The organism is Kitasatospora sp. NPDC008115, assembly GCF_042957205.1.
Classification (GTDB): domain Bacteria; phylum Actinomycetota; class Actinomycetes; order Streptomycetales; family Streptomycetaceae; genus Kitasatospora.
This window is the reverse complement of record NZ_JBIBHU010000008.1, coordinates 190,357-214,418: the sequence shown is the minus strand read 5'-3', so window position 1 is coordinate 214,418 and position 24,062 is coordinate 190,357. Positions and strand designations below refer to the sequence as shown.

The window sequence follows — 24,062 nt, the reverse complement described above, 5'->3', positions numbered from 1 at the left end:
GAGGTGCGAGAATGACCGCGCTATGGCAAAGGAAACCGGACACAAGCTGATCGCGCAGAACAAGAAGGCGCGACACGAGTACACCATCCTCGACACCTACGAGTGCGGCCTCGTGCTCACCGGCACGGAGGTGAAGTCACTGCGCGAGGGGCGGGCCAACCTGGTCGACGGCTACGCCTACATCCAGAACCACGAGGCGTGGATCGACAACGTCTTCATCCCCGAGTACACCCAGGGGACGTGGACCAACCACGCGGCCCGGCGCAAGCGCAAGCTGCTGCTGCACAAGCTGGAGATCCGCAAGATCGAGACGAAGGTCCGCGACGCCGGCCACACCCTCGTCCCGCTCTCGCTGTACTTCAAGGACGGCCGGGTGAAGCTCGAACTGGCGCTCGCGGTCGGCAAGAAGCTGTACGACAAGCGGCAGACCCTGCGCGAGAAGCAGGACACCCGCGAGACGGCGCGCGCGGTGGCGGCGGCACGGCGGCGCCAGCGTTAATCGGCTGGACCCTCGCTGGTCGCCTCGCGTACCATGGGGCCCAGCACCACGGACGGGCGACCGTCCGCGCTGTTTCTCAAAAAAACATGGGGATGATCGGTTTCGACAGGGGATGTTGAAACAGGGGAAGCGAGCCGAGGAACGCGGCAATGATCTCGTTAACCACGTGTCGCAAAAAAATAATCGCCAACTCTAAGCGCGATTCCCAGCAGTTCGCTCTCGCTGCCTAATAAGCACCGATAGCGCTTGGGTGTCAGACCGGGGGGTTCCCGACCCGGACCCTGGCATAATCTAGGGAACTCAACCGTCCGCCCGGGCTGCGAGGGCGGATGGGAAATCAAACAGCAGCTGGGCCTGTTGGCGGCTTGTCCGTGTGACCGCCAGGGCCGAGAAAAGCACAGCGGACTGCGCTCGGAGAAGCCCTCGATTGACTCCACTGGACCCGGGTTCGATTCCCGGCATCTCCACCACCCCATGTTCACAGTGAAGGCCGTCCACCGCGTTGCGGAGGGCGGCCTTCACGTTTCCCTCGGCCGGGGCGTAGGATCGTCCGTCCGCTCGTTTCCCGGAGCCGGATTCCGCCGCAACCACCGAGGCCATGCAGAGCAACACGGACACCAGCACCACGGACACCACCGCCACCGACCACGAGACCGTGCGCGAGCGCGAGATCGCCGGTGAGCAGCGCCACCTCGACACCGTCTACCACCGGCTGGAGGAGAAGCTCGCCGAGGCCGAGTACATCCTGGAGGACGCCGCCAAGCGCGTGCAGGTCGGCACCCCCGGCGCGCTCGCCGAGCGCGACGCCCAGGTCTACCGGGCCGGCGCGCACCTCCAGCGGCTCAACAACGAGTTCGAGGACTTCCTGTTCGGCCGCATCGACCTCCAGCGGCCGGACGCCCCGGAGGAGCACGGCATCCCCTCCGACACCCCGCTCGACCCGGCCGACCCGGCCGTCGCCGAGACCCTGCACATCGGCCGGCTCGGGGTGCTGGACGCGGAGTACGGCCCGCTGGTGATCGACTGGCGGGCACCCGCCGCGGCGCCGTTCTACCGCTCCACCCCGCTGGAGCCCGGCCGGGTCATCCGCCGCCGGGTGATCCGCTCCAAGGGCCGCAGGGTGATCGGCGTCGAGGACGACCTGCTGCGTCCCGACCTCACCCCCACCCTGGACGGCGAGGAACTGGCGGTGGTCGGCGACGGCGCCCTGATGGCCTCGCTCGGCCGCGCCCGCAGCCACTCCATGCGCGACATCGTCTCCTCCATCCAGAAGGAGCAGGACGAGGTGATCCGCGCCGCCGCGGCCGGCGCCACCCTGGTCACCGGCGGCCCCGGCACCGGAAAGACCGCCGTCGCGCTGCACCGGGCGGCCTTCCTGCTCTACCAGGACCGCCGCCGGTACGCCGGGGGCATCCTGGTGGTCTCGCCGACCCCGCTGCTGGTCTCCTACACCGAGGGCGTGCTGCCCTCGCTCGGCGAGGAGGGCCAGGTCGCCATCCGCGCGGTCGGCTCGCTGGTCGACGGCATCGAGGCCGGCACCTACGACACCCCTGAGGCGGCCCGGGTCAAGGGCTCGGCCCGGATGGTGCAGCTGCTGCGCCGGGCCGCCCGGGCCGCGCTGGAGCTGGGCGCGCCGCAGGAACTGAAGGTGGTCGCCCGCGGCGAGGTGCTGAAGCTGGACGCGGGCCGGCTCAAGGCGGTGCGCGGCAACGTCATCGGCTCCGGCGGCACCCCGCTCAACCTGCTGCGCCCGCGCGCCCGCCGGCTGCTGCTGGACGCGCTCTGGCAGCAGGCCACCCGCCACCTGCCGAGGCCCGCCGACCACTACGCCCGCGAGCAGCGCCAGGAGGAGAAGGAGTCCTTCGACGAGTACGTCTCGGACGAGGCGCCGTTCCTGGACTTCCTGGACGCCTGGTGGCCCGCGGTCACCCCGCGCCGGGTGCTCGGCACGCTGAAGCAGGCCCGGCACATCAACCGGATCGCCCGCCGCGCGGTCACCCCGGACGAGGCGAGGCTGCTGGCGGCGTCCTGGCGGCACCTGTCGGGGCGCGGCGAGGGCGCGCTGTCGGCGCACGACGTGGCGCTGGTGGACGAGTTGCAGGTGCTGCTCGGGGAGCCGGCCCGCCCGAAGGTCCGCGAGGTGGACGCGGTGGACCTGCTGAGCGGTCTGGAGGAGGTCACCACCTTCGCCGACCGCTCCGCCCGGCAGCGTGAGCGCGTGCCGGTCGAGCGGGTCGAGTACGCGCACGTGATCGTCGACGAGGCGCAGGACCTCACCCCGATGCAGTGGCGGATGATCGGCCGACGCTCCCGGATGGCCACCTGGACCATCGTCGGCGACCCGGCGCAGTCCTCCTGGCCGTTCCCCGAGGAGGCGCAGGCCGCGCTGGACGAGGTGCTGTCCGGCAAGCCCCGGCGCCGCTTCACGCTGACCGTGAACTACCGCAACCCCGCCGAGATCGCCGAGGTGGCGGCCAAGGTGCTGGCGCTGGCCGCGCCCGGCACGCCGTCGCCGAGCGCGGTGCGGCGGGTGGGCGTCGAGCCGCGCTTCGCGGCCGTCACCGACCCGTCGCCGGAGGCCTTCGGCGCCGCCGCCCGGGCCGAGCTGGAGCGGCTGCTGGGCGAGGTGGACGGCACGGTGGCCGTGGTGGTGCCGATGGACCGGCGGGCCGAGGCGGCGGGCTGGGCCGAGGGGCTGGGCGGGCGCGTGGTGGCGCTGGGCAGCCTGGAGGCCAAGGGCCTGGAGTACGACGCGACCGTGGTGGCCGACCCGACCGGGATCGCCGGCGAGTCGGAGGCGGGCCTGCGGGTGCTGTACGTGGCGCTGACCAGGGCGACCCAGCGGCTGACCGTGCTGTCCGGTCCGGACGACCTGCCGGACGCGGCCGGCGTGCCCGCGCTGCTGCGCGACTGACGGCCCGTACGCACGGCCCGCCCGGGACCGCCCGGGCGGGCCGTGCGCCGTCACGGACCGCGAGCACGACGAAGGCCCCCCACCCGGCGGGTGAGGGGCCTTCAGAAGTCACGACACCGACCCGCCATGCTCGCCTCGCGGCAAGTGGTCCCTCGAAGGGACGAAGGTTGGGCCCGGGGGCTTGGATCGAGCCGGTGTCCCGTCCAATGTAACGCATCGGGCGGCGGAGGCAAGAAGTTGTCGGGTCCGCACACTCAATGAACGTTATTTCTGGCTATGCCCCGGTAGGTGCGACCATCGATGTCTAGCATGCGCTGGCGAGGGTTATCAACAAACTGTTGACCTCGTGGACGGACGGAAGAAGGAACGTCGATGGCGACGGTGCCCAGTGTCTCGAACTCGATCACGGTGCGGCTGGAGGTGCCGGCCAGAGGCAACGCCGTCAGCGCGATCACCACGGCGGTGGAGTCCTCCGGCGGCTCGGTGACCGGCCTCGACGTGACCGCCTCCGGTCTGGAGGCGCTGCGGATCGACGTCACGGTGGCCGCCTCCTCGGTCGCGCACGGCGAGGAGATCGTCGAGAAGCTCCGGGCGATCGACGGCGTCGCCATCGGCAAGGTCTCGGACCGCACCTTCCTGATGCACCTCGGCGGCAAGATCGAGATGTCCTCGAAGCTGCCGATCCGCAACCGCGACGACCTCTCGATGATCTACACCCCGGGTGTCGCCCGGGTCTGCATGGCGATCGCCGAGAACCCCGAGGACGCCCGCCGCCTCACCATCAAGCGCAACAGCGTCGCGGTGGTCACCGACGGCTCCGCCGTGCTGGGCCTGGGCAACATCGGCCCGGCCGCCGCGCTGCCGGTCATGGAGGGCAAGGCGGCCCTGTTCAAGCGCTTCGCCGGGATCGACGCCTGGCCGATCTGCCTGGACACCCAGGACACCGACGAGATCGTGGCCATCGTCAAGGCGATCGCCCCGGGCTTCGCGGGCATCAACCTGGAGGACATCTCCGCGCCGCGCTGCTTCGAGATCGAGGCCCGGCTGCGCGAGGCGCTGGACATCCCGGTCTTCCACGACGACCAGCACGGCACCGCGATCGTGGTGCTGGCGGCGCTGATGAACGCGCTCAAGGTGGTCGGCAAGGAGATCGCCGACATCCGCGTGGTGATGTCGGGCGCCGGCGCCGCGGGCACCGCGATCCTCAAGCTGCTGATGGCGGCCGGCGTCGAGCACGCCACCGTGGCGGACGTGAAGGGCGTGGTCCACGAGGGCCGGGACGACCTCAACGACAGCCTGCGCTGGATCGCCGAGCACACCAACCGCTCGGGCCGCACCGGCAGCCTCAAGGAGGCCGTGGCCGACGCCGACGTCTTCATCGGCGTCTCCGCCCCGAACGTGCTGGACGGCGACGACCTGGCCACCATGGCGGAGGATGCGATCGTCTTCGCGCTGGCCAACCCGGACCCGGAGGTCGACCCGGCGGTGGCCCGGCAGACCGCCGCGGTGGTCGCCACCGGCCGCAGCGACTTCCCGAACCAGATCAACAACGTGCTGGTCTTCCCCGGCGTCTTCCGCGGCCTGCTGGACGCCCAGAGCCGCACCGTCAACACCGAGATGATGATCGCCGCCGCGCGGGCGCTGGCGGCCACCGTCGGCGACGACGAGCGCAACCCGAACTACATCATCCCCAGCGTGTTCCACAAGGACGTCGCCAAGACGGTCGCCGCCGCCGTCCGGGAGGCCGCCCTGGCCGCCGCCTCGGAGGAGCCCGCGCCGTCCCGCCCGACCCCGGGCATCGTCGGCACGCTCGACACGGCCTCCTTCCCGGCCGTGAAGCTCTGAGCCGTGCAGCCCTGACGCCGGACCGACACCCCGGGTCCCTGCGCCGGGCCCGGTGTCGAGCCCCCGTGCCGGCCGGTCGCGATGTGTCGCGGATCGGTCAAATGGCCGATTAGCGGTCGTACCCGCCCCTTCCCGCCCCGAACCCTTGCGACACAAGGGCGAGGGGCGTGTTTGGGCTTGTCGGACCTAGGGCGTACGGTAGCCCTGCACGGGGCAGGCGTGTCCGACAAGTACGGAACGTCCCCCTGGTCTTCCGGCGTGTCTTCCTTGACCGCCGCCCGCGCCCGGTCCGCCGGAGCCGACGGAGCGTCACACCTCCGGCGGGCGGGCGATGTTCGGGTGGTGCCGCCGGGGCCCGATTGGCATTCTCGGGGCCGGTCGGGGCAGGATTCGTATCCGGGCAGGCAGGCGGGCCTTCGACGGCACGGCGCGCGGCACTGGGTGCGGACCCGGCTCGCGACCACGCATTGCCTGCATGAGCACAGTGTGCGGACCTGCGGCCCATCCGGGTGCCCCCGGTGGGAGCACCGATGGGCCCCCGCACACCGCAAGCGAACAGACCACAGGAGTACACATGAACCGCAGTGAGCTGGTGGCGGCGCTGTCCGAGCGCGCCGAGGTGACCCGCAAGGACGCCGACGCCGTTCTGGCCGCCTTCGCCGAGATCGTCGGCGAGGTCGTCGCCAAGGGCGACGAGAAGGTCACCATCCCCGGTTTCCTGACCTTCGAGCGCACCCACCGTGCCGCTCGCACCGCCCGCAACCCGCAGACCGGCGAGCCGATCCAGATCCCCGAGGGCTACAGCGCCAAGGTCAGCGCCGGCTCCAAGCTGAAGGAAGCCGCCAAGGGCGCCTGAACCACCCCTTGAACGCCCGGGAGGCCGGGTCCCCTCCGTGGGGACCCGGCCTCCCGCCGTTGCCGTGGGCGCCGGTCAGGCGTTGACCAGCTCCTCCTCGGTCCGCCCGCTGGGCAGCTCGACGTGGGCGCCGAGGTCGCGCAGCTTGTCCATGAAGTTCTCGTAGCCGCGGTTGATCAGGTCGATGCCGTGCACGGTCGAGGTGCCCTCGGCCGCCAGCGCCGCGATCAGGTACGAGAAGCCGCCGCGCAGGTCCGGGATGACCAGCTCGGAGCCGATCAGCTTGGACGGGCCGGAGACCACCGCGGAGTGCAGGAAGTTGCGGGCGCCGAAGCGGCACGGGGTGGCGCCCAGGCACTCGCGGTAGAGCTGGATGTGCGCGCCCATCTGGTTCAGCGCGCCGGTGAAGCCCAGCCGCGACTCGTACACCGTCTCGTGCACGATGGACAGGCCGGTCGCCTGGGTCAGTGCGACCACCAGCGGCTGCTGCCAGTCGGTCTGGAAGCCGGGGTGCACGTCGGTCTCCAGGGCGATCGCCTTGAGCTCGCCGCCCGGGTGCCAGAACCGGATGCCCTCGTCGTCCACCTCGAAGGCGCCGCCGACCTTCCGGAAGGTGTTGAGGAAGGTCATCATCTCCAGCTGGCGGGCGCCGCGGACGTAGATGTCGCCCTTGGTGGCCAGCGCCGCGCAGGCCCAGGAGGCGGACTCCAGGCGGTCCGGCAGCGCGCGGTGGGTGTAGCCGTCCAGCTCGTCGACACCGGTGATCAGGATGGTGCGGTCGGTGCCCAGGGTGATGATCGCGCCCATCTTCTGCAGCACGCAGATGAGGTCGACGATCTCCGGCTCGATGGCGGCGTTGCGCAGCTCGGTGACGCCCTCGGCGAGCACCGCGGTGAGCAGCACCTGCTCGGTCGCGCCGACCGAGGGGTAGGGCAGCTCGATCCGGGTGCCGCGCAGCCGCTGCTGGGCGACCAGGTAGGTGCCCTGCGGGTGCTTCTCGATGGTGGCACCGAACTGGCGCAGCACCTCGAAGTGGAAGTCGACCGGCCGGCCGCCGATGTCGCAGCCGCCCAGGCCCGGGATGAAGGCGTGGCCGAGGCGGTGCAGCAGCGGGCCGCAGAACAGGATCGGGATGCGCGAGGAGCCGGCGTGCGCGTCGATGTCGGCGACGTTGGCGCTCTCCACGTGGGAGGGGTCGAGGATCAGCTCGCCGTCCTCGTCGCCGGTGCGCACGGTCACGCCGTGCAGCTGGAGCAGCCCGCGGACCACCTTGACGTCGCGGATGTCCGGGACGTTGCGCAGTCTGCTGGGACCCTGCCCGAGCAGGGCGGCGACCATGGCCTTGGGGACCAGGTTCTTCGCACCGCGGACGCGGATCTCGCCTTCCAGCGGGTTTCCGCCGTGGACCAGCAGGACGTCGTCGGTCATCGTTCTCGCAATCCGGGGTGCCAGAGGGGTGGGTGGGGCTCGGCGACGAGCCATGCGGTGGAACGGTTGCACGGGCGCGTCGGGCCCCCGGCGTGACCGAATCGGCACCGTGGACGGGCGTCCACCATCAGTAGATGGTAGTGGTCGTGCCGGTGGTTCCCGTGAGCCTCTCCCGTGATGGTGCTCTCCCCGGGCCCCGCGGCGCGCGCCGGTGCGTCCGTACGGGTGTTCGCGGACGGAGCGCCGCCCGGGCGCGGCGGACCGGGCCCGGGCGGGTCGCCCGCCGGTTTTCGGGTGTCCGCCGCGGGGGGTTCTGCGGGATCATGTGGACATGACGGCGGCCCAATCGCACGGAGGCCGGTCCCACACCGGCCGTCTGCTCGTCGCGACGCCCGTGCTCACCGACCCGAACTTCGCCCGGGCGGTGGTGCTCCTCCTCGACCACGACGCCGAGGGGGCGCTCGGCGTGGTGCTGAACCGGCCGACCCCGGTCGAGGTCGGCAGCGTGCTGGACGGCTGGGGCGTGCTGGTCGGCCGGCCCGCGGTGGTGTTCCAGGGCGGGCCGGTGGCCCTGGACTCGGCGCTCGGGCTGGCGGTGGCGCCGGGGGAGCCGGGCACCGGGGAGCCGCTCGGCTGGCGGCGGGTGCACGGCGCGATCGGCCTGGTGGACCTGGAGGCGCCGCCCGAGGTGCTGGCCGGCGAGCTCGGCGCGCTGCGGATCTTCGCCGGGTACGCGGGCTGGGCGCCGGGGCAGCTGGAGTCGGAGGTCTCCAGCGGCGCCTGGTACCTGGTGGACTGCGAGCCCGGGGACATCTCCAGCCCCGAGCCGGAGCGGCTGTGGCGCTCGGTGCTGCGCCGCCAGCGCGGTCCGCTGGCCCTGCTGGCGAGCTACCCGGACGACCCGACGCTCAACTGAGGGGTCCCCGGCGCGGCCCGCTCCGCCGCGTCACGGGCCGGCTGCTGCGACACTGGCCCGGTTTCGCGGGGCGCCCATAGACTTGGCACCCATGAGCACTCTTGAGCCCGAGCGCGGCCTCGGCACCGGCACCCTGGTCGAGCCCGTCCCGCAGGTGTCCCACGGGGACGGCGACCACGAGCGCTTCGCGCACTACGTCCAGAAGGACAAGATCATGGAGAGCGCCCTCTCCGGATCCCCCGTGGTGGCGCTCTGCGGCAAGGTGTGGGTGCCCGGGCGCGACCCGAAGAAGTACCCGGTCTGCCCGATGTGCAAGGAGATCTACGACGGCATCGGCAAGCCGCAGGACGGCGACGACAAGGGCAAGTAGCCCGTTCCGTTTCTCGCACCGCCGTTTTGCATAGCACCGCGATTGCCGGGTGGTCTATGCCGGTCGTCCGGGCGGGGGGAGGATGGCGCAATGGACCTCATTCCCGCCCCCGTGAGTTCCGTCCGCCTCCCGGACCAGGACTTCCCGCTCGACCGGACGACCACCCTGACCGCGCCGCCGGAGCTGGCCGGGGCCGAACGGTGGCTGCGTTCCTCGCTGACCGCCGCCACCGGCCTGCCCCTCGCCCCCGGCCGGCCCGGTGAAGGCGTCGAGCTGGTCCACGACGACACGCTGGCCGCCGAGGCGTACCGGCTCTCGGTGCGCCCCGGCCACGCCGTGATCACCGCCGGCGGGCCGGCCGGCGCGCTCTGGGGTGCCCAGACGCTGCGCCGGCTGCTCGGCCCGGACGCCTACCGGCGCGCCCCGCTGCGCTCGGAGTGGGTGCTGCCCGGCGTGGACATCGAGGACGCGCCCCGGTTCGGCTGGCGCGGCGCGCTGCTGGACGTCGCCCGCCACTTCCTGCCCAAGGCCGACGTGCTGCGCTTCGTCGACCAGCTGTCCGCGCACAAGCTCAACGTGCTGCACCTGCACCTGACCGACGACCAGGGCTGGCGGGTGGAGATCAAGCGCTACCCGGAGCTCACCGGGAAGGGCGCCTGGCGCGAGCGCTCGATGGTCGGCTACCGGGCCGGCCAGCGCCGTGACGACCGCCCGCACGGCGGCTTCTACACCCAGGCGGACCTGCGCGAGATCGTCGCCTACGCGGCCGAGCGGGGCATCACGGTGGTGCCCGAGATCGAGCTGCCGGGCCACACCCAGGCCGTCGTGGCCGCCTATCCCGAGCTGGGCAACACCGACGTGGTGGACACCGCGGCGCTCGGCGTGTGGACCGACTGGGGCGTCAGCCACAACGTGCTCAACCCCTCCGAGGCCACCCTGCGGTTCTTCGAGGGGGTGCTGGAGGAGGTCCTGGAGGTCTTCCCCTCCGAGTTCATCCACCTCGGCGGCGACGAGGTCCCCAAGGAACAGTGGAAGGAGAGCGCCTTCGCGCAGGCGCGGATCCGCGAGCTCGGCCTGTCCAACGAGGACGAGCTGCAGAGCCACATCATCCGCCACTTCGACACCTGGCTGGCCGAGCGCGGCCGGCGGCTGATCGGCTGGGACGAGATCCTGGAGGGCGGCCTGGCCCCCGGCGCCGCCGTGTCGTCCTGGCGCGGCTACGGCGGCGGGATCGCCGCGGCGCAGGCCGGGCACGACGTGGTGATGTGCCCGGAGCAGCAGGTCTACTTCGACCACCGGCAGGCGCCGGGCGAGGACGAGCCGATCCCGGTCGGTTTCGTCCGCACCCTGGAGGACGTCTACCGGTTCGAGCCGGTGCCGCCCCAGCTCGACGAGGCCGCCGCCCGCCGGGTGATCGGCACCCAGGCGAACCTGTGGAGCGAGTTCATGCACAGCGCCCGGGACATCGACTACCGGGCCTTCCCGCGGCTCGCGGCCTTCTCCGAGGTCGCCTGGTCGGCGCTGCCCGCCGACCCGGCCGCGCGCGACTTCGCGGGCTTCGAGCGCCGGATGGCGGCCCACCTGGAGGTGCTGGACGCGCTCGGCGTGGAGTACCGCCCGGCCGCCGGTCCGCACCCGTGGCAGACCTGGCCCGGTGTGCAGGGCCGGCCGATCGAGGGGCCGCCGCCGGTGGTCTGACGGCGTGGCGAGAAGGTGTCCGGTGACCGCTCGGGAACTTCCGAGCGGTCATCGGACGTCAGGAACAGATGAACATCCGACCAGGACCTTTGCGGACCTGGGCGGATACCGCCCGGTATCGGTCCCAATCGGGCAGTACCGTTCGCCCGTCCCGAAATGATCATCGAGCATTGTGTGCCAGAGTTGCCCAACCCGGCCCGATCGCCCGTACCCTACGGGCCAGGCCGGGCTGCCGGAGCGGACACCCGGCCGAGGGGCCGCGGCGGCAGGCGATCGATGAGCAAGTGGAGCACGGTGGGACCCAGGTGAACCGGACGATCATGCTGCCGGCCTCCCTCGACGAGGCTGTTGAAGCGCTGGCCGCTCACCCGGCCGCGGTGCCGGTGGCCGGCGCCACCGACCTGATGGAGGCCGTCAACGCCGGGCGGCTGCGCCCGGCCGCGCTGGTCGGCCTCGGCCGGATCACCGAACTCCGCGGCTGGCGCTACGAGGACGGCGGCACCGCCGTCCTGGGCGCCGGGCTCACCCACGCCCGGATGGACCGCCCCGACTTCGCCGCGCTCATCCCCGCGCTCGCCGACGCGGCCCGCACCGCCGGCCCGCCGCAGGTGCGCAACGTCGGCACCCTCGGCGGCAACATCGCCACCGCCGCCCCGGCCGGCGACACCCTCCCGGTGCTCGCCGCGCTGGAGGCCAGCGTCACCCTCGCCCGGGCCGGCGCCACCCGCGAGGTCCCGGTCAGCCACCTGCTCACCGGCCTCGACCCGGTGCGCCCCGGCGAACTGCTCACCTGGGTGCGCGTTCCGCTGCTGCACGCCCCGCAGGTCTTCCTCAAGGCCACCGGCCGCAGCGGCCCGGCCCGCGCCACCGCCTCCGTCGCCCTCGTCCTCGACCCGGCCCGGCGCGCCGTGCGCTGCGCCGTCGGCGCCGTCGCCCCGGTGCCGCTGCGGCCCCTGGAGGCCGAGGCCTGGGTGGCCGGCTGCATCGACTGGGACGGTTCGCGGGAGATCGACCCCGCCGCGACCGCGGCCTTCGGCGAGTACGTGGCCGCCGCCTGCGTCCCCGACGGCTACGGCGCCGAGGGCGCCTGGGAGGCCGTCACCGAGGGGCCGAGCGCGGCCGCCGTCCAGTTGCGGCGTACCGTAGCCGTGCTGGCCCGCCGGGCACTGGGAAGGGCGCTCAAGTGACCACAGACCACCCCATCGAGGCCCTGGACGCGGGGCTGCTCGACCACGCGCACGACCACGCGCCGCAGGTCAGCCGCGAGCTGCGGCCGACCACCTCGTACGCCCTGCGGGTCAACGGCTTCGAACGGCCCGTCACCGACGCCTGGATCGGCGAGAGCCTGCTCTACGTGCTGCGCGAGCGGCTCGGCCTGGCCGGCGCCAAGGACGGCTGCGAACAGGGCGAGTGCGGGGCCTGCTCGGTGCAGGTCGACGGGCAGCTGGTGGCAGGCTGCCTGGTCCCGGCCGCGCTGGCGCAGGACAGCGAGATCAACACCGTCGAGGGCCTGTCGGCCGGCGGCGGGGCCAGCGACGTCCAGCAGGCGCTGGCCGAGTCCGGCGCGGTGCAGTGCGGCTACTGCGTGCCCGGCCTGGCGATGGCCGTGCACGACCTGCTCCAGCGCAACCACCGGCCCACCGAGGTCGAGGCGCGCCAGGCGCTCTGCGGCAACCTCTGCCGCTGCACCGGCTACCGGGGCGCGCTGGCCGCCGTGCAGAGCGTCGCCGACGCGCGCGCGGCGCAGGCCGAGGCCGCGGACGAGGCGGCCGCGGAGGAGGCCGCGAAGGCCGCCGCGGCCCCCGCCCCGGACACCGCCCCCGAGCCGGTGCCCGCGCAGGCGCCCGCCGCGCCCCCGGCGGACCCCGCGGAGGACCAGGCGAGCGCCGCCGACCTGCCGGTGTACACCGACGGCGACGCCTGGATCGAGCACGTCCCGCAGCCGCCCGCCGAACCGGCCGGCCCCCCGCCCGCCCCCGCCCCCGGCGCGCCGTACGGCGGCTCCGACGGCCCGGGCGGCTACGACAGCGGGGTGTACGACACCACCGTGCTGGCCCCGATCCGGGACGTCCCGGCGCAGCCGGCCGCCGGGTCCACCGGCTTCCACCAGGCCCAGCCCGGACAGCAGCCCTACCCGGGCGCCACCCCGGCGCACGGCACCTACCTGCCCGGGGCCGACGGCCACCCCGGCGCGGGCGGCTACCCGCAGCAGCCCGGCTACGACCAGGCCCCGGTCTACGACGGCCCGGTGTACGAGGGTCAGGCCTACGACGGCCCGGTCTACGAGACCCCGCCCGCCGGCACCCCCGCGCACGGCACTCCGCTCCCGGGCTACGACTCCGCCGGCTACCCGCCGCAGCCCGGCCACGACGCCGGCACCCCCGCGCACGGCACGCCGTACGTCCCCACGCCCCCGCACGGCGTCCCGGCCGAGGGCGCCGCCCCCGCCGGCGTCCCGTACGGCGCCACCCCCGCCCACGGCATCCGCCTCCCCGAGGACGACCACGCATCATGACGTCGCCTACCGACATCGGCGCAGCACTCCAGCAGGACGGCGACGCGGGCGGCAGGACGGAGCCGTTCGGGCTGGGCGGCTCCCCGCTGCGCAGCGACGCCCTGCCCAAGGCGCTCGGCATCTACCCGTACGCCGCCGACCTGTGGGCCGAGGGCCTGCTGTGGGGGGCGGTGCTGCGCTCGCCGCACCCGCACGCGCGGATCCGCGGCATCGACACCTCGGCCGCGCTGGCCCTGCCCGGCGTGCACGCCGTGGTCACCGCCGCCGACCTGCCGGCCGGCCCGGACGGGCTGCCGGACGGCGCGCCGTCCGGACCGATCGTCGCCGACCGGCCGGTCCTCGCCGCCGGGGTGGTCCGCCACCACGGCGAGCCGGTGGCCGCGGTCGCCGCCGACCACCCCGACACGGCCCGGCTCGCGGTCGGCCTGATCGCCGTCGACTACGAGCCGCTGGACGCCGTCACCGACCCCGAGCAGTCCTTCACCGCCCCGCCGCTGCACCCGGACGGCAACCTCTTCCGCCACCTGCCGCTGCGCACCGGCGACCCGGAGGCGGCCGGCGAGGTCGTCGTCGAGGGCCTGTACCAGGTGGGCCGGCAGGACCCGGCGCCGCTCGGCGCCGAGGCGGGCCTGGCCGTGCCGCGCCCGGACGGCGGGGTCGAACTGCACCTGTCCTCCACCGACCCGCACGGCGACCGCGACCGCACCGCCGCGTGCCTGGGCCTGGAGCCGGACCGGGTCAGGCTGGTGGTCACCGGCGTGCCCGGCGCCACCGCCGACCGCGAGGACCTCTCCTTCCAGGTCACCCTGGCGCTGCTGGCGCTGCGCACCGGGCGCCCGGTGAAGATGACGCTCACCCGCGAGGAGTCCTTCCAGACCCACACCTCGCGGCACCCGGCGCTGCTGCGCTACCGCCACCACGCGGACGCCGAGGGCCGGCTGGTGAAGGTCGAGGCGCAGATCCTGCTGGACGGCGGCGCCTACGCGGACGTCTCGGCCGAGGCGCTGGCCGCCGCCGCCGCGTTCTCGGTCGGCCCGTACAACTGCCCCAACGTCTTCGTGGACGCCTGGGCGGTGCGCACCAACAACCCGCCGGCCGGCCGGATGCGCGGCGAGGGCGCGCTGCAGGCCTGCTTCGCCTACGAGTCGCAGCTGGACCAGCTGGCCGCCCGGGTCGGCGTCGACCCGGTGGAGATCCGCCGCCGCAATGTGATGGCGACCGGCGACCCGCTGCCCACCGGACAGGCCGTCACCTGCCCGGCCCCGGTCAGCGCGCTGCTGGAGGCCGTCGCCGGGGAGCCGCTGCCGGCGCTGCCGGTGGACGACCCGGACGCCGAGTGGCTGCTGCCGGGCGGGCCCGGCGGCGCCGGCGACCCGGCCGCGGTGCGGCGCGGCATCGGCTACGCGCTGGGCATGGTGCACATGCTGGGCGCCGAGGGCGAGGACGAGGTCGCCACCGCGACGGTGCGGGTCAGCGGCGACCACGCCACGGTGATCTGCGCCGCGGTCGACGCCGGCCAGGGCTTCGCCACGCTGGCCCGGCAGATCGTGCAGAGCGTGCTGGGCGTCGGCGAGGTGTACATCGCGCCGGCCGACAGCGACCAGTCGGTGGCCGGGCCGTCCGCCCGGGGCCGGCACACCTGGGTGTCCGGCGGCGCGGTCGAGCGGGCCGCGCTGATGGTCCGCCACCAGCTGCTCCAGCCGATCGCCGCCAACTTCGGGATGTCGGCGGAGCTGCTGCAGATCGCCGACGGCAAGATCACCTCGTACGACGGGGTGCTCGGCATGCCGGTGGCCGAGGCGCTGGAGGGCAAGGAGCTGTGGGCGACCGCGCAGTGCCGCCCGCACCCGACCGAGCCGCTGGACGAGGCGGGGCAGGGCGACGCCTTCGTCTCCATCGCGTTCTGCGCGATGCGCGCGGTGGTGGACGTGGACATCGAGCTGGGCGCCGTCCGGGTGGTCGAGGTGACGGTGGCCCAGGACGTCGGCCGGGCGCTGAACCCGCGGCAGATCGAGGACCGGATCGAGGCGGGCGTCGCCCAGGGCGTCGGGCTGGCGCTGCTGGAGGACCTCCGCACCGAGGGCGGTCTGCTGGCCAACCCCTCGCTCACCGGCTACCGGCTGCCGACCGCGCTGGACACCCCGGAGATCCGGGTGGCCGCCCTGCTGGAGGAACGCGACGTGGTGGCCCCGTTCGGGGCCAAGGCGGTCAGCGCGGTGCCGGCGGTGACCGCGCCGGCGGCGGTGGCCGCGGCGGTCCGCGCCGCCACCGGCCTGCCGGTGGGCCGGCTGCCGATCCGCCCGGAGGACGCCGTCACCGGCTGAGCGGCCGGCCGGGGAATTCGGCGGGAGGGTTCGCCGAATTCCCCGGAAAATGCATGAAGAATTGCCGGACGGCGCTTTCGCGCCGACCGGCAATTCTTTTTCTCGGAGGCCATGACGGGATTCGAACCCGTGTACACCGCTTTGCAGGCGGTTCCCTGAACCACTCGGGCACACGGCCGTGGGGGGTGGAGCCGATGACAGGCTGGACTGCGGGGGCGCCTCAGGCGCAGCGGCAGCAGCGACAGGCGCGACAACACAGGGGAGCGGGGGCGCAGGTGCGGGGCGCGCGGGCCGCCGTCTTCCTGTCCATGTCCGACTCCTGTCGTCGTTCGCCGTGTTGGTGAATTCAGTCTGGCGGAATGCCGGGCGGAACGTCAATATCCTTTTGTAAATTCCGTGTGACGGGATTCCCGGAGGGGTGTGCTACGGTCGGAGGCAGGTGGCCCTTTCGCGGCCGCCCCGGACGAGCGCGTCGTACCCGGTGACGACAAGACGGCGCAGTGACAGCGGCAACCCGGCCGCTGCCGACTGCGGAGGTACGACCGTCATGGCCTGGCTCGTTCTGATTCTCTCCGGCGTCCTGGAGACCGTGTGGGCGGTCGCCCTGGGGGCTTCCAAGAGCTTCTCCCGTCTCGTCCCGACCGTGGTGTTCGGCGTGGCGCTGGTGTTCTCGATGGGCGGCCTGGCGTACGCGATGCGCTCGATCCCGATCGGCACCGGCTACGCGGTGTGGGTGGGCATCGGCGCGGTGGGCACCGCGCTCTACGGCATGACGGTGCTCGGTGACGCGGTGACCCTGGCCCGGATCGGCTGCCTGCTGCTGATCGTCTCCGGCGTGGTGGGCCTCAAGGTGCTGCACTGACCCCCGGTCCTAGGACCGGGGGAGGAGGAGAGAAGCGACCAGGGTCAGGGTCGATCGGCCCAGACGCGCCTTACGATCATACGTATGACCACAGCCTCCACCGCCTCGGCCGACACCGCCCCCGTTCCGATACCGGCCGACCCCGGCGGCGGGGTGCTGGGTGACCGCTTCCGGGCCCTGACCCTGGGGATCGTCTCGGTGGTCCTGGTGATCGCCTTCGAGGCGACGGCCGTCAACACGGCGATGCCGGGGGCCGCCCGTGAGCTGGACGGGCTCGGGCTGTACGCCTTCGCCTTCTCCGGCTACTTCACCACCACGCTGTTCGCGCTGGTCGTCTCCGGCCAGTGGTGCGACCGCAGCGGCCCGCTGCAGCCGCTGTTCACCGGCATCGCGGTGTTCGGCGCGGGCCTGCTGGTGGCCGGCGCGGCGCCGGGGATGTGGATCTTCGTCGGAGGCCGGGCGATCCAGGGCCTCGGCGGCGGACTGGTGATCGTCGCGCTCTACGTGGTGGTCGGCCGGGCCTACCCCGAGCGGTTGCGGCCCTCGGTGTTCGCCGCCTTCTCCTCGGCCTGGGTGCTGCCCTCGATCATCGGCCCGGTGGTCTCCGGGGCGGTCACCCAGCACCTGGGCTGGCGCTGGGTCTTCCTCGCCGTCCCGGCGCTGATCCTGCTGCCGCTGGCCGTGATGGGTCCGGCGCTGCGCCGCTCGGAGAAGGAGCAGCCGGTGCTCAGGGGCGCCGCCTTCGACCGCCGCCGCACCGGGCTGGCCGCGATGGCCGCGCTCGGCGCGGGCCTGCTGCAGTACGCGGGCCAGCGGCTGGACCTGCCCGGTCTGCTGCCGGCCGTGGCCGGTGCGGCGCTGCTGGTCCCGGCGGTGCTCGGGCTGCTGCCGGCCGGGACGCTGCGGGCCGCGCGCGGGCTGCCGACGGTGATCCTGCTGCGCGGAGTCGCGGCGGGGGCCTTCTTCGCGGCCGAGGCGTTCATTCCCCTGATGATGGTGACCGAGCGCGGCCTGTCTCCGACGCTGGCCGGCCTCACCCTGACCAGCGGCGGCCTGTCCTGGGCGCTCGGCTCCTGGATCCAGGGCCGGCCGGGGGCCGAGCGCCACCGCGAGGCGATGATCCGCGGCGGCTTCGTGCTGACCGCGGTGGCCATCGCGGGCGCGGCGCTGGTGCTCGTCCCCGCGGTGCCGACCTGGGTGGCCGCGGTGGCCTGGGCCTTCGGCGGCATCGGCATGGGCCTGGCGATCGCCAGCGTCAGCGTGCTGATGATGAAGCTGTCGACGCCGGAGGACGCCGGGGCCAACTCGGCCTCGCTCCAGATGAGCGACGCGCTGGGCAACGTGCTGCTGGTGGGCCTGGCGGGGGTGCTGTTCGCGGCCCTCGGCGGCGGCTCGGTGGCCGCCGCCCACGACGGCGCCGCGGGCACCGGGTCGGCCGGCGCGTTCGCGGTGATCTTCCTGACCATGACCGGCGTCGCGCTGCTCGGCGCGCTGGTCTCGGGGCGGGTCCGGAAGTCCGCCTGAGTTCTCAGCCGGCGGACGGGAGGCCCAGGAAGGCCTCCCACCCGCCGGCGGGGGCCTGGCCGGGGCCGAGGGTCTGGAGCTTGCGCAGCACCGCGGGGTCCTGGACGTCGAGCCAGTCGACCAGCTGCCGGAAGGAGACCAGCCGGACCTCGGGGCGGCCGGCGATCGTCCTGATGACCTCCTCGACGGCGTTCATGTAGATGCCGCCGTTCCACTCCTCGAAGTGGTTGCCGATGACGAACGGGGCGCGGTTGGTGGTGTAGGCACGCTCGAAGCCCAGCAGGTAGGCGTCCCTGGCCTGGGTCTGGAAGCCGGGGTGGAGCGCCGGGTCGGCCTTGGTGTTGCTGCCGCACTGGTTGAACATGATGTTGTAGTCCATCGACAGCACCTGGAAGGTGTGCCCGGGGAAGGGGATGGACTGCAGCGGGAGGTCCCAGAGCGCGCCGCCCTGGATCTTCTGCGGCCAGATCTGCGTGCCGTTGCCGCTGCTGTCGTAGCGCCAGCCGCGCTTGACGGCGGTCGGCAGCAGGTTGCGCTGGCCCTCCAGGCAGGGGGTGCGGCTGCCGATCAGCTCCTTGCGGTAGTCGAAGGGCAGCGCCGGCAGGTCGGTGAAGCCGGTGTTGGTGCGCCAGTTCGTCACGAAGTCCATCGCCTGCTGGATCTCGCTGTCCCACTCCTCCGGCGACCACCTGCCGACGCCGGTGGCGCCGCAGAAGTGGCCGTTGAAGTGGGTGCCGATCTCGTGCCCCTCGGTCCAGGCGGCGTGCAGGTTCTCCAGTGTGTCGTGGATGTGCTGGTCGGTCAGGTAGCCGATGTCGGAGGCGCCGACCTTGTGCTGCGGCGGGCGGTAGAGGTCCTTGCGGGACTCCGGCAGCAGGTAGAGGCCGCTGAGGAAGAAGGTCATCGAGGCGTTGTGCTCCCGGGCGAGCCGGCGGAAGCGCTGGAACAGGCCGTTGTCGAGTTCGCCGGCGCCGTCCCAGGAGAAGACCACGAACTGCGGCGGGCGCTGACCTTGCCGCAGCGCCTCGGGGACGGGCTGGCCCGGCTGCGGGCCGGTGTCCGAGGTTGAGCCGTCGCCGATCAGGGTGACCGGGGGCCTGGCCGCCTCGGTCGGCACCACCGCGTCGTCCTCGGCCGGGGTGGCCGGCGCCGGGGCCGGAGCGGCCGTCTGCCCGCGGCCCGGGTCGGTCCGGGCCCCGCAGCCCGCGGCGAGGGCGGCGGCGCCGGCGGCACCCGCGGCGAGCAGGGTGCGACGGGAGAGGGCGTCCATGGTCACTCCGTTCGTGAGGCGTGCGCGGGGCGGGCGCGGCAGGCACGGCGCGACCGGGCGGGGCCCGGTCGGACAAGTGCGGTGATAGGCCTGTGAACGGGGTCAGCATGGCACGCGATCGAGATCGGTCAATGCTTCACCACGGGCGGTCGGAACTCATCGCCCGAAGGATGCAACCGGGACGGCTTTCCTGAGTGTCCGATGAAGAGATCGTCGCCGTTCCTGGGAGCCGCCAGGTAGCCGGGGGGTGACGTGGTGGTGACGTCTCACCCCTTCGGGCAACGCCTTGCCCCAAGGGCCCTGCCGATCGGGGGGAGTGAGTACGACCAACGTATGAATGTGACATAGGGTCCGATCCGGCTGCACGGTTCCCAGGAACCTCCCAGGAACCGGCGACCGGTCCGACGTCAGCAGAGGGGAGCGCCGTGGGCGCCCAGCAGAGCAGGAGCCCGTGGCCGGGCACCCTGGCGGCCGGTGCCGCGCTCGTGCTCGGCGCATGGCTGCTGCACGACGGTCAGACCGGCGCGCTCCCCCCGGCGCCCGGCGCCGGACAGGCCCTCACCGGCTTCGCCCCGGTCTCGGTGGTGCCGCCGCTGGGCCCCTCCCGGCCGACCCGGATCCGCATCCCCGCCGTCCGGCTCGACGCCCCGGTCACCGGCCTCGGCCTCGACCGGGACGGCCACCTCCAGGCACCGCCGCAGGAGGACCGCAACCTCGCCGGTTGGTACCGGGACGGCGCCGCCCCCGGCCAGCGGGGCACCGCGATCATCGCCGGACACGTCGACAACAGCAGCGGGCCCGCCGTCTTCTACCACCTGGGCGCCCTGCACCGCGGGGACCGGATCGAGATCCTCCGCGAGGACGGCCGCACCGCCGTCTACCAGCTCTACGCCATCGAAGTGCACGACCGAAAGGACTTCCCGGACGACCGGGTGTACCGCCAGGCCGCCGACGCCCAACTGCGGGTGATCACCTGTGGCGGCGGCTACAGCGAGGAGCGCGGCTACGACGGCAACGTCGTCGCCTACGGCTTCCTCGCCGGCACCACCCGCCCGGGGAAACCCGTATGACCTCCCTCGCCGTCACCACCACCGCGCTCGCCGTCCGCTGGAACCCGCTCGACTGGCCGCTCACCCACGGCCCGGTCCCGTACGCCGTGCTCGCCGCCGGCTGGGCCGCGCTCGCGCTGCTCGTCCTCTCCCGCGACCGGCGCTGGCTCGGCCTGCGCCCGATCGGGGCCGCGCTGCTCGCCGTCGCCGTCACCGGCGCGATCAAGGTCGTCGTGGACGGGTGGTGGCACCCCTTCCCCGAGGGCACCCCCGACTACGTGCTCGGCTGGGTCGCGCTCGCCGTCCTGGCCCTGGCCCTGGCCGGCTTCCGCGCCCCGCTGCTGCCCGGCCGGCAGCGGTTCCTGGCGGCCGGCGGCGCCGTCCTGGTGGTGCTGATGGCGGCCTCGCAGGTCAACCGCGGCTTCGACCAGTACCCGACGGCCCGGGTCATGCTGGCGCCGAGGACCCAGGCGCTGACCACCGGCAAGGCACCCGAGGTGGTGACCGCGCCGGCCGGCAAGGTGCTGGAGGAGGTCTGGCGGGCCCCGGCCGGCCTGCCGGCCCAGGGCACCGTCTCGACCACCCCGATCCCCGGGACCAAGTCCGGCTTCGACGCCCGCGACGCCTACGTCTACCTGCCCCCCGCCTACCAGGCCAGCCCCCGGCCGCTGCTGCCGGTCCTGGTGCTGATGGCCGGCCAGCCCGGCAACCCCTCCGACTGGGTCAACTCCGGCGCCATGCAGGAGCGGCTGGACGCCTTCGCCGCCGACCACCAGGGCCTCGCCCCGATCGTGGTGATGGTGGACCAGATCGCCACCATGTGGGGAAACAGCCTCTGCATGGACTCCAAGGTCGCCCGGGCCCAGACCTACCTCGCCGAGGACGTCCCGGACTGGATCCGCGGCCACCTCCAGACCGCCACCGGCCGCACCGCCCTGGCCATCGGCGGCGCCTCGCTCGGCGGCACCTGCGCGCTCCAGCTGGCCGTCAACGCGCCGCAGGTCTACGGCTCGTTCATCGACATATCCGGCCAGGACGAGCCCACCCTGGGCAGCCACGGCGAGACCGTCGGGAAGGCCTTCGACGGCGACGAGAAGGCCTTCGAGGCCGTCAATCCGGCGAACCTGATGGCCACCCGCCAGTACCCGGAGACCGCCGGCGTCTTCGCGGTCGGCGCCGGTGACGACGACTTCCGGCCGCAGCAGGAGACGATGTTCGCGGCCGCGCAGAAGGCAGGGATGAAGGTGGAGTTCCAACCGATCCCCGGCGGCCACAGCTGGGCGGTGTTCCGCGAGGCGCTCGACCGCAACCTGCCCTGGCTCGGCCGGCAGACCGGGATGATCCGGTGATCCGGCTCGGCGCCGCGCCCGCCCGGGCCCTGGCGGGCGACCGCACGCGGCAGGACGGCGAACAGCCGTGCCCGCGGGTCCCCGAGCAGCCCCGCGGCGGATCCGCGTCCGGCGCCGCCCCCGGTCCCGGCCGCGGTTCCGGCCGCGGTTCCGGACCCGGCGCACCCGGGCCGCGCTCCCCGCGGCGCCTCGCCCGCGCCGCCGCCGGCCTGGCGGCCGCCCGGCTCGGCGAGGCCCCGCTCACCCTGGTGCTGCTGCTCGGCCTCTGGACCGTCGGCGCCGCCACCGGCAGCCTCAACCGCGGCCCCTCCGACGCCCTGCTGGAGCAGGTCGGCGTCGGCGTCCCGACCCTCGGCGAGGGCCGCTGGTGGACGCCGCTCACCTCGCTGTTCTGGTGCTCCGGCACCGGCGCCTACCTCTTCACCAGCCTGCTGCTGCTCCTGGTCGCCCCGGCCGCCGAGCGCCGGCTCGGACCGCTGCGGACCCTCGGGGTGCTGGTCGCCGGGCAGCTGGCCGGCACTCTGGCCGGCACCGGCGCGGTCGCGGCGGGCGCCGCGTCCGGCGAGCAGTGGACCGCCTCCGTCGCCGGCCAGACCGCGGTCGGCCCCGGCGTCGGCCTGTACGCGCTGGCCGGCGTGATCGGCTACCGGCTCACCGTGCTCTGGCGCCACCGGCTGCACCTGCTGGTGGTGCTGGTGCCGCTGGTGATGACGCTGTACGTGGGGCACCTGCAGAGCGTCCAGCGCTTCGCCGGCGCGCTGATCGGCCTGGCCGCCGGCGCGCTGCTCACCCGCGGCCGCCCGTATCTGCGCTCGCACCGCTCCTCGTACACCGAGACCCGGGTGCTGGTGGCGCTCTGCCTGGTCGCCGCCGCGCTCGGCCCGCTGATCGCCTCGCTGTACGACAACGCGGCCGGCCCGCTCAACACCTTCTCGGAGATCTACCTCTCGCACCGGCTCGGCCCGGAGGAGGTCGCGGACTTCTGCGCGCTCTCGGCCCACGACTGCGCCCGCGCGCACGCCGTCGAGCGGATCTTCGACACCCCCGCCCGGCTGATGGCCACGCTCTTCCCGGCGCTGCTGCTGGTGCTGGCCGAGGGGCTGCGCCGCGGCCTGCGGCTCGCCTGGCGGATCACCGTCGCCACCGAACTGCTCTGGACCGCGATGCTGGTCCGGCTGTTCACCGAGACCGGCACCGGCTCGGGCGGCGTCCTCCAGTACTTCGTCGAGGCGCTGCTGCTGCCGCTCCTCACCCTCGGCCTGCTGCTGGCCACCCGCAAGCGCTTCCCGCTGCTGCTGCCGCGCGCGGTGCTGGTCCGGCTGACCGTCCGGCTCGGCGGCGCGCTGGCCGTCGCGAGCGCCGCGTACACCGGGCTGGGCGTGCTGGCCGCCGCGCAGTTCGAGCCGGGCGCGACCTTCGGTGGGCTGGTCGCCGGGCTGCCGGCCCAGTTCCTGCCGCCCGCCTACAACGACCTGCTGCCCGACTACCCGATCGCGGTCGGGCCGTTCGCCCGCGCCCTGGAGACCTACTGCGGGCCGGCCTTCTGGGCGGTCGCGCTGGTCGCGCTGCTGCTGGTCTTCCGCCGGCCGGTGGTGCACGCCGACGCCGAGGACGCCGAGCGGGCCCGCGCCCTGCTCACCGAGCACGGCGGCGGCACGCTCTCCTTCCTCACCACCTGGGACGGCAACCACTACTGGTTCGACGAGGACGGCCGGGCGGCCGTCGCCTACCGGGTGCTGAACACCGTGGCGCTGACCACCGGCGACCCGTTCGGCGACCCGGAGGCGCGCGCCCGCGCGGTCGCCGGGTTCGCCCGGTACTGCGACGCGCGCGGCTGGACGCCGTGCTTCTACAGCGTCACCCCGGAGACCCGGGCCGCCGCCGGACAGCTCGGCTGGCGCTCGCTCCAGGTCGCCGAGGACACCGTGGTCGCGCTGCCGGGCCTCGCCTTCACCGGACGCAAGTGGCAGGACATCCGCACCGCGCTCAACAAGGCCGGAAAGCAGGGCATCACCGCCGAGTGGTGGTCCTACCCCGAGGCGCCGCTCGCGCTGAAGGAGCAGATCCGCGCCATCTCCGAGGAGTGGGTCTCGGAGAAGGGGCTGCCCGAGATGGGCTTCACCCTCGGCGGACTGGAGGAGCTGGACGACCCGGCGGTGCGGCTGCTGATCGCCGTCGACGGGGACCGCGTCGTGCACGGGCTGACCAGCTGGATGCCGGTCTACGAGAACGGCGAGCCGGTCGGCTGGACGCTGGACTTCATGCGCCGGCGCTCGGACGGCTTCCGCGGCGTCACCGAGTTCCTGATCGCCTCCGCGGCGCTCGGCTTCAAGCAGGAGGGCGCGCGCTTCCTGTCGCTCTCCGGCGCCCCGCTGGCCCGCTCGGAACAGGAGCCGCCGGCCGGGCTGCAGAAGACTCTGGACTGGCTGGGCCGGGCGCTGGAGCCGGTGTACGGCTTCCGCTCCCTGCTCGCGTTCAAGGCGAAGTTCCAGCCGGAGTACCGGCCGATGTACATGGCCTACCCGGACCCGGCCGCGCTGCCCAGCATCACCCGGGCGATCGGCAAGGCGTACCTGCCGCACCTCACGCCGGCGCAGGGCGTGCGGCTGATGCGCAAGCTCTCGGCGTAGGAGACGGTCAACG

At 73.7% G+C, this 24,062-nt stretch carries 17 protein-coding genes, 1 tRNA gene, 1 other RNA gene and 1 riboswitch; of the genes, 16 read left to right on the top strand and 3 right to left on the bottom strand.

All coding sequences use genetic code 11. From position 1 onward, the window contains the following. Nucleotides 1–22 precede the first annotated feature (22 nt). The 5 genes from smpB to ACFZBX_RS13395 all read left to right on the top strand — a co-directional run bounded on the left by smpB (nucleotide 23) and on the right by ACFZBX_RS13395 (nucleotide 6,114). Nucleotides 23–499 carry an SsrA-binding protein SmpB gene (gene smpB, locus ACFZBX_RS13415; RefSeq protein ID WP_350544683.1) on the top strand — a complete coding sequence of 159 codons (477 nt, stop codon included), beginning with the start codon at nucleotides 23–25 and terminating at the stop codon, nucleotides 497–499. An 88-nt stretch (nucleotides 500–587) separates the two neighbouring features. Continuing rightward, nucleotides 588–969: a transfer-messenger RNA gene (gene ssrA, locus ACFZBX_RS13410) on the top strand. A gap of 128 nt (nucleotides 970–1,097) precedes the next feature. Next, entirely contained in the window at nucleotides 1,098–3,413 is a 2,316-nt protein-coding gene (locus ACFZBX_RS13405; RefSeq protein ID WP_391533677.1) for a HelD family protein, read from the top strand. A 372-nt stretch (nucleotides 3,414–3,785) separates the two neighbouring features. Next, nucleotides 3,786–5,258 carry an NAD-dependent malic enzyme gene (locus ACFZBX_RS13400; RefSeq protein WP_391533675.1) on the top strand — a complete coding sequence of 491 codons (1,473 nt, stop codon included), beginning with the start codon at nucleotides 3,786–3,788 and terminating at the stop codon, nucleotides 5,256–5,258. A 574-nt stretch (nucleotides 5,259–5,832) separates the two neighbouring features. Beyond that, nucleotides 5,833–6,114 (top strand): HU family DNA-binding protein, encoded by a 282-nt coding sequence (locus ACFZBX_RS13395; protein ID WP_030308200.1) that lies wholly within the window; start codon nucleotides 5,833–5,835, stop codon nucleotides 6,112–6,114. A gap of 75 nt (nucleotides 6,115–6,189) precedes the next feature. Here the strand turns inward: ACFZBX_RS13395 and murA are convergent, their stop codons facing one another. Then, nucleotides 6,190–7,542, bottom strand: a complete 1,353-nt coding sequence (gene murA, locus ACFZBX_RS13390) for a UDP-N-acetylglucosamine 1-carboxyvinyltransferase (protein WP_391533674.1) — start codon at nucleotides 7,540–7,542, stop codon at nucleotides 6,190–6,192. Nucleotides 7,543–7,873: 331 nt separating this feature from the next. On the opposite strand from murA, the gene ACFZBX_RS13385 reads away from it, so the two are divergent. The 6 genes from ACFZBX_RS13385 to ACFZBX_RS13360 all read left to right on the top strand — a co-directional run bounded on the left by ACFZBX_RS13385 (nucleotide 7,874) and on the right by ACFZBX_RS13360 (nucleotide 15,365). Continuing rightward, on the top strand, nucleotides 7,874–8,458 hold the full coding sequence (locus tag ACFZBX_RS13385; protein WP_391533672.1) for a YqgE/AlgH family protein: 585 nt from the start codon (nucleotides 7,874–7,876) through the stop codon (nucleotides 8,456–8,458). Nucleotides 8,459–8,549: 91 nt separating this feature from the next. Continuing rightward, the gene (locus ACFZBX_RS13380; RefSeq protein WP_391533670.1) at nucleotides 8,550–8,828 is read left to right on the top strand and encodes a DUF3039 domain-containing protein; all 279 of its coding nucleotides are present in this window, start codon (nucleotides 8,550–8,552) and stop codon (nucleotides 8,826–8,828) included. A 90-nt stretch (nucleotides 8,829–8,918) separates the two neighbouring features. Further along, nucleotides 8,919–10,526: a beta-N-acetylhexosaminidase gene (locus ACFZBX_RS13375; RefSeq protein ID WP_391533668.1), complete on the top strand. Its 1,608-nt coding sequence runs from the start codon at nucleotides 8,919–8,921 to the stop codon at nucleotides 10,524–10,526. A gap of 320 nt (nucleotides 10,527–10,846) precedes the next feature. Further along, entirely contained in the window at nucleotides 10,847–11,713 is an 867-nt protein-coding gene (locus ACFZBX_RS13370; protein WP_380764367.1) for an FAD binding domain-containing protein, read from the top strand. Continuing rightward, nucleotides 11,710–13,041, top strand: coding sequence for a 2Fe-2S iron-sulfur cluster-binding protein (locus ACFZBX_RS13365; protein ID WP_391533666.1), 1,332 nt, complete (start codon nucleotides 11,710–11,712; stop codon nucleotides 13,039–13,041). The genes ACFZBX_RS13370 and ACFZBX_RS13365 overlap by 4 nt, the downstream gene beginning before the upstream one ends. Next, complete coding sequence (locus ACFZBX_RS13360; RefSeq protein WP_391533664.1) at nucleotides 13,038–15,365, top strand: xanthine dehydrogenase family protein molybdopterin-binding subunit; 2,328 nt, start codon at nucleotides 13,038–13,040, stop codon at nucleotides 15,363–15,365. Before ACFZBX_RS13365 ends, ACFZBX_RS13360 begins: the two co-directional genes overlap by 4 nt. 106 nt (nucleotides 15,366–15,471) lie before the next feature. Here ACFZBX_RS13360 and ACFZBX_RS13355 read toward each other — a convergent pair. Continuing rightward, nucleotides 15,472–15,543, bottom strand: a tRNA-Cys gene (locus tag ACFZBX_RS13355). A 257-nt stretch (nucleotides 15,544–15,800) separates the two neighbouring features. Beyond that, nucleotides 15,801–15,867, top strand: a riboswitch (guanidine-III (ykkC-III) riboswitch). Between the two features lie 45 nt (nucleotides 15,868–15,912). On the opposite strand from ACFZBX_RS13355, the gene ACFZBX_RS13350 reads away from it, so the two are divergent. Next, entirely contained in the window at nucleotides 15,913–16,227 is a 315-nt protein-coding gene (locus tag ACFZBX_RS13350) for a DMT family transporter (protein ID WP_391533662.1), read from the top strand. Nucleotides 16,228–16,311: 84 nt separating this feature from the next. After that, entirely contained in the window at nucleotides 16,312–17,751 is a 1,440-nt protein-coding gene (locus ACFZBX_RS13345) for an MFS transporter (RefSeq protein WP_391533660.1), read from the top strand. A gap of 4 nt (nucleotides 17,752–17,755) precedes the next feature. On the opposite strand, the gene ACFZBX_RS13340 is transcribed toward ACFZBX_RS13345, so the two are convergent. Then, the gene (locus ACFZBX_RS13340; RefSeq protein WP_391533658.1) at nucleotides 17,756–19,021 is read right to left on the bottom strand and encodes a hypothetical protein; all 1,266 of its coding nucleotides are present in this window, start codon (nucleotides 19,019–19,021) and stop codon (nucleotides 17,756–17,758) included. A 425-nt stretch (nucleotides 19,022–19,446) separates the two neighbouring features. Between ACFZBX_RS13340 and ACFZBX_RS13335 the strand changes: the two genes are divergently transcribed. The 3 genes from ACFZBX_RS13335 to ACFZBX_RS13325 are packed head-to-tail and all read left to right on the top strand — an operon-like array spanning nucleotide 19,447 to nucleotide 24,049. Next, nucleotides 19,447–20,091, top strand: a complete 645-nt coding sequence (locus ACFZBX_RS13335) for a class F sortase (protein WP_391533656.1) — start codon at nucleotides 19,447–19,449, stop codon at nucleotides 20,089–20,091. After that, the gene (locus ACFZBX_RS13330; RefSeq protein ID WP_391533654.1) at nucleotides 20,088–21,419 is read left to right on the top strand and encodes an alpha/beta hydrolase; all 1,332 of its coding nucleotides are present in this window, start codon (nucleotides 20,088–20,090) and stop codon (nucleotides 21,417–21,419) included. The genes ACFZBX_RS13335 and ACFZBX_RS13330 overlap by 4 nt, the downstream gene beginning before the upstream one ends. Further along, on the top strand, nucleotides 21,416–24,049 hold the full coding sequence (locus ACFZBX_RS13325; RefSeq protein ID WP_391533652.1) for a bifunctional lysylphosphatidylglycerol flippase/synthetase MprF: 2,634 nt from the start codon (nucleotides 21,416–21,418) through the stop codon (nucleotides 24,047–24,049). Before ACFZBX_RS13330 ends, ACFZBX_RS13325 begins: the two co-directional genes overlap by 4 nt. Nucleotides 24,050–24,062: the final 13 nt, after the last annotated feature.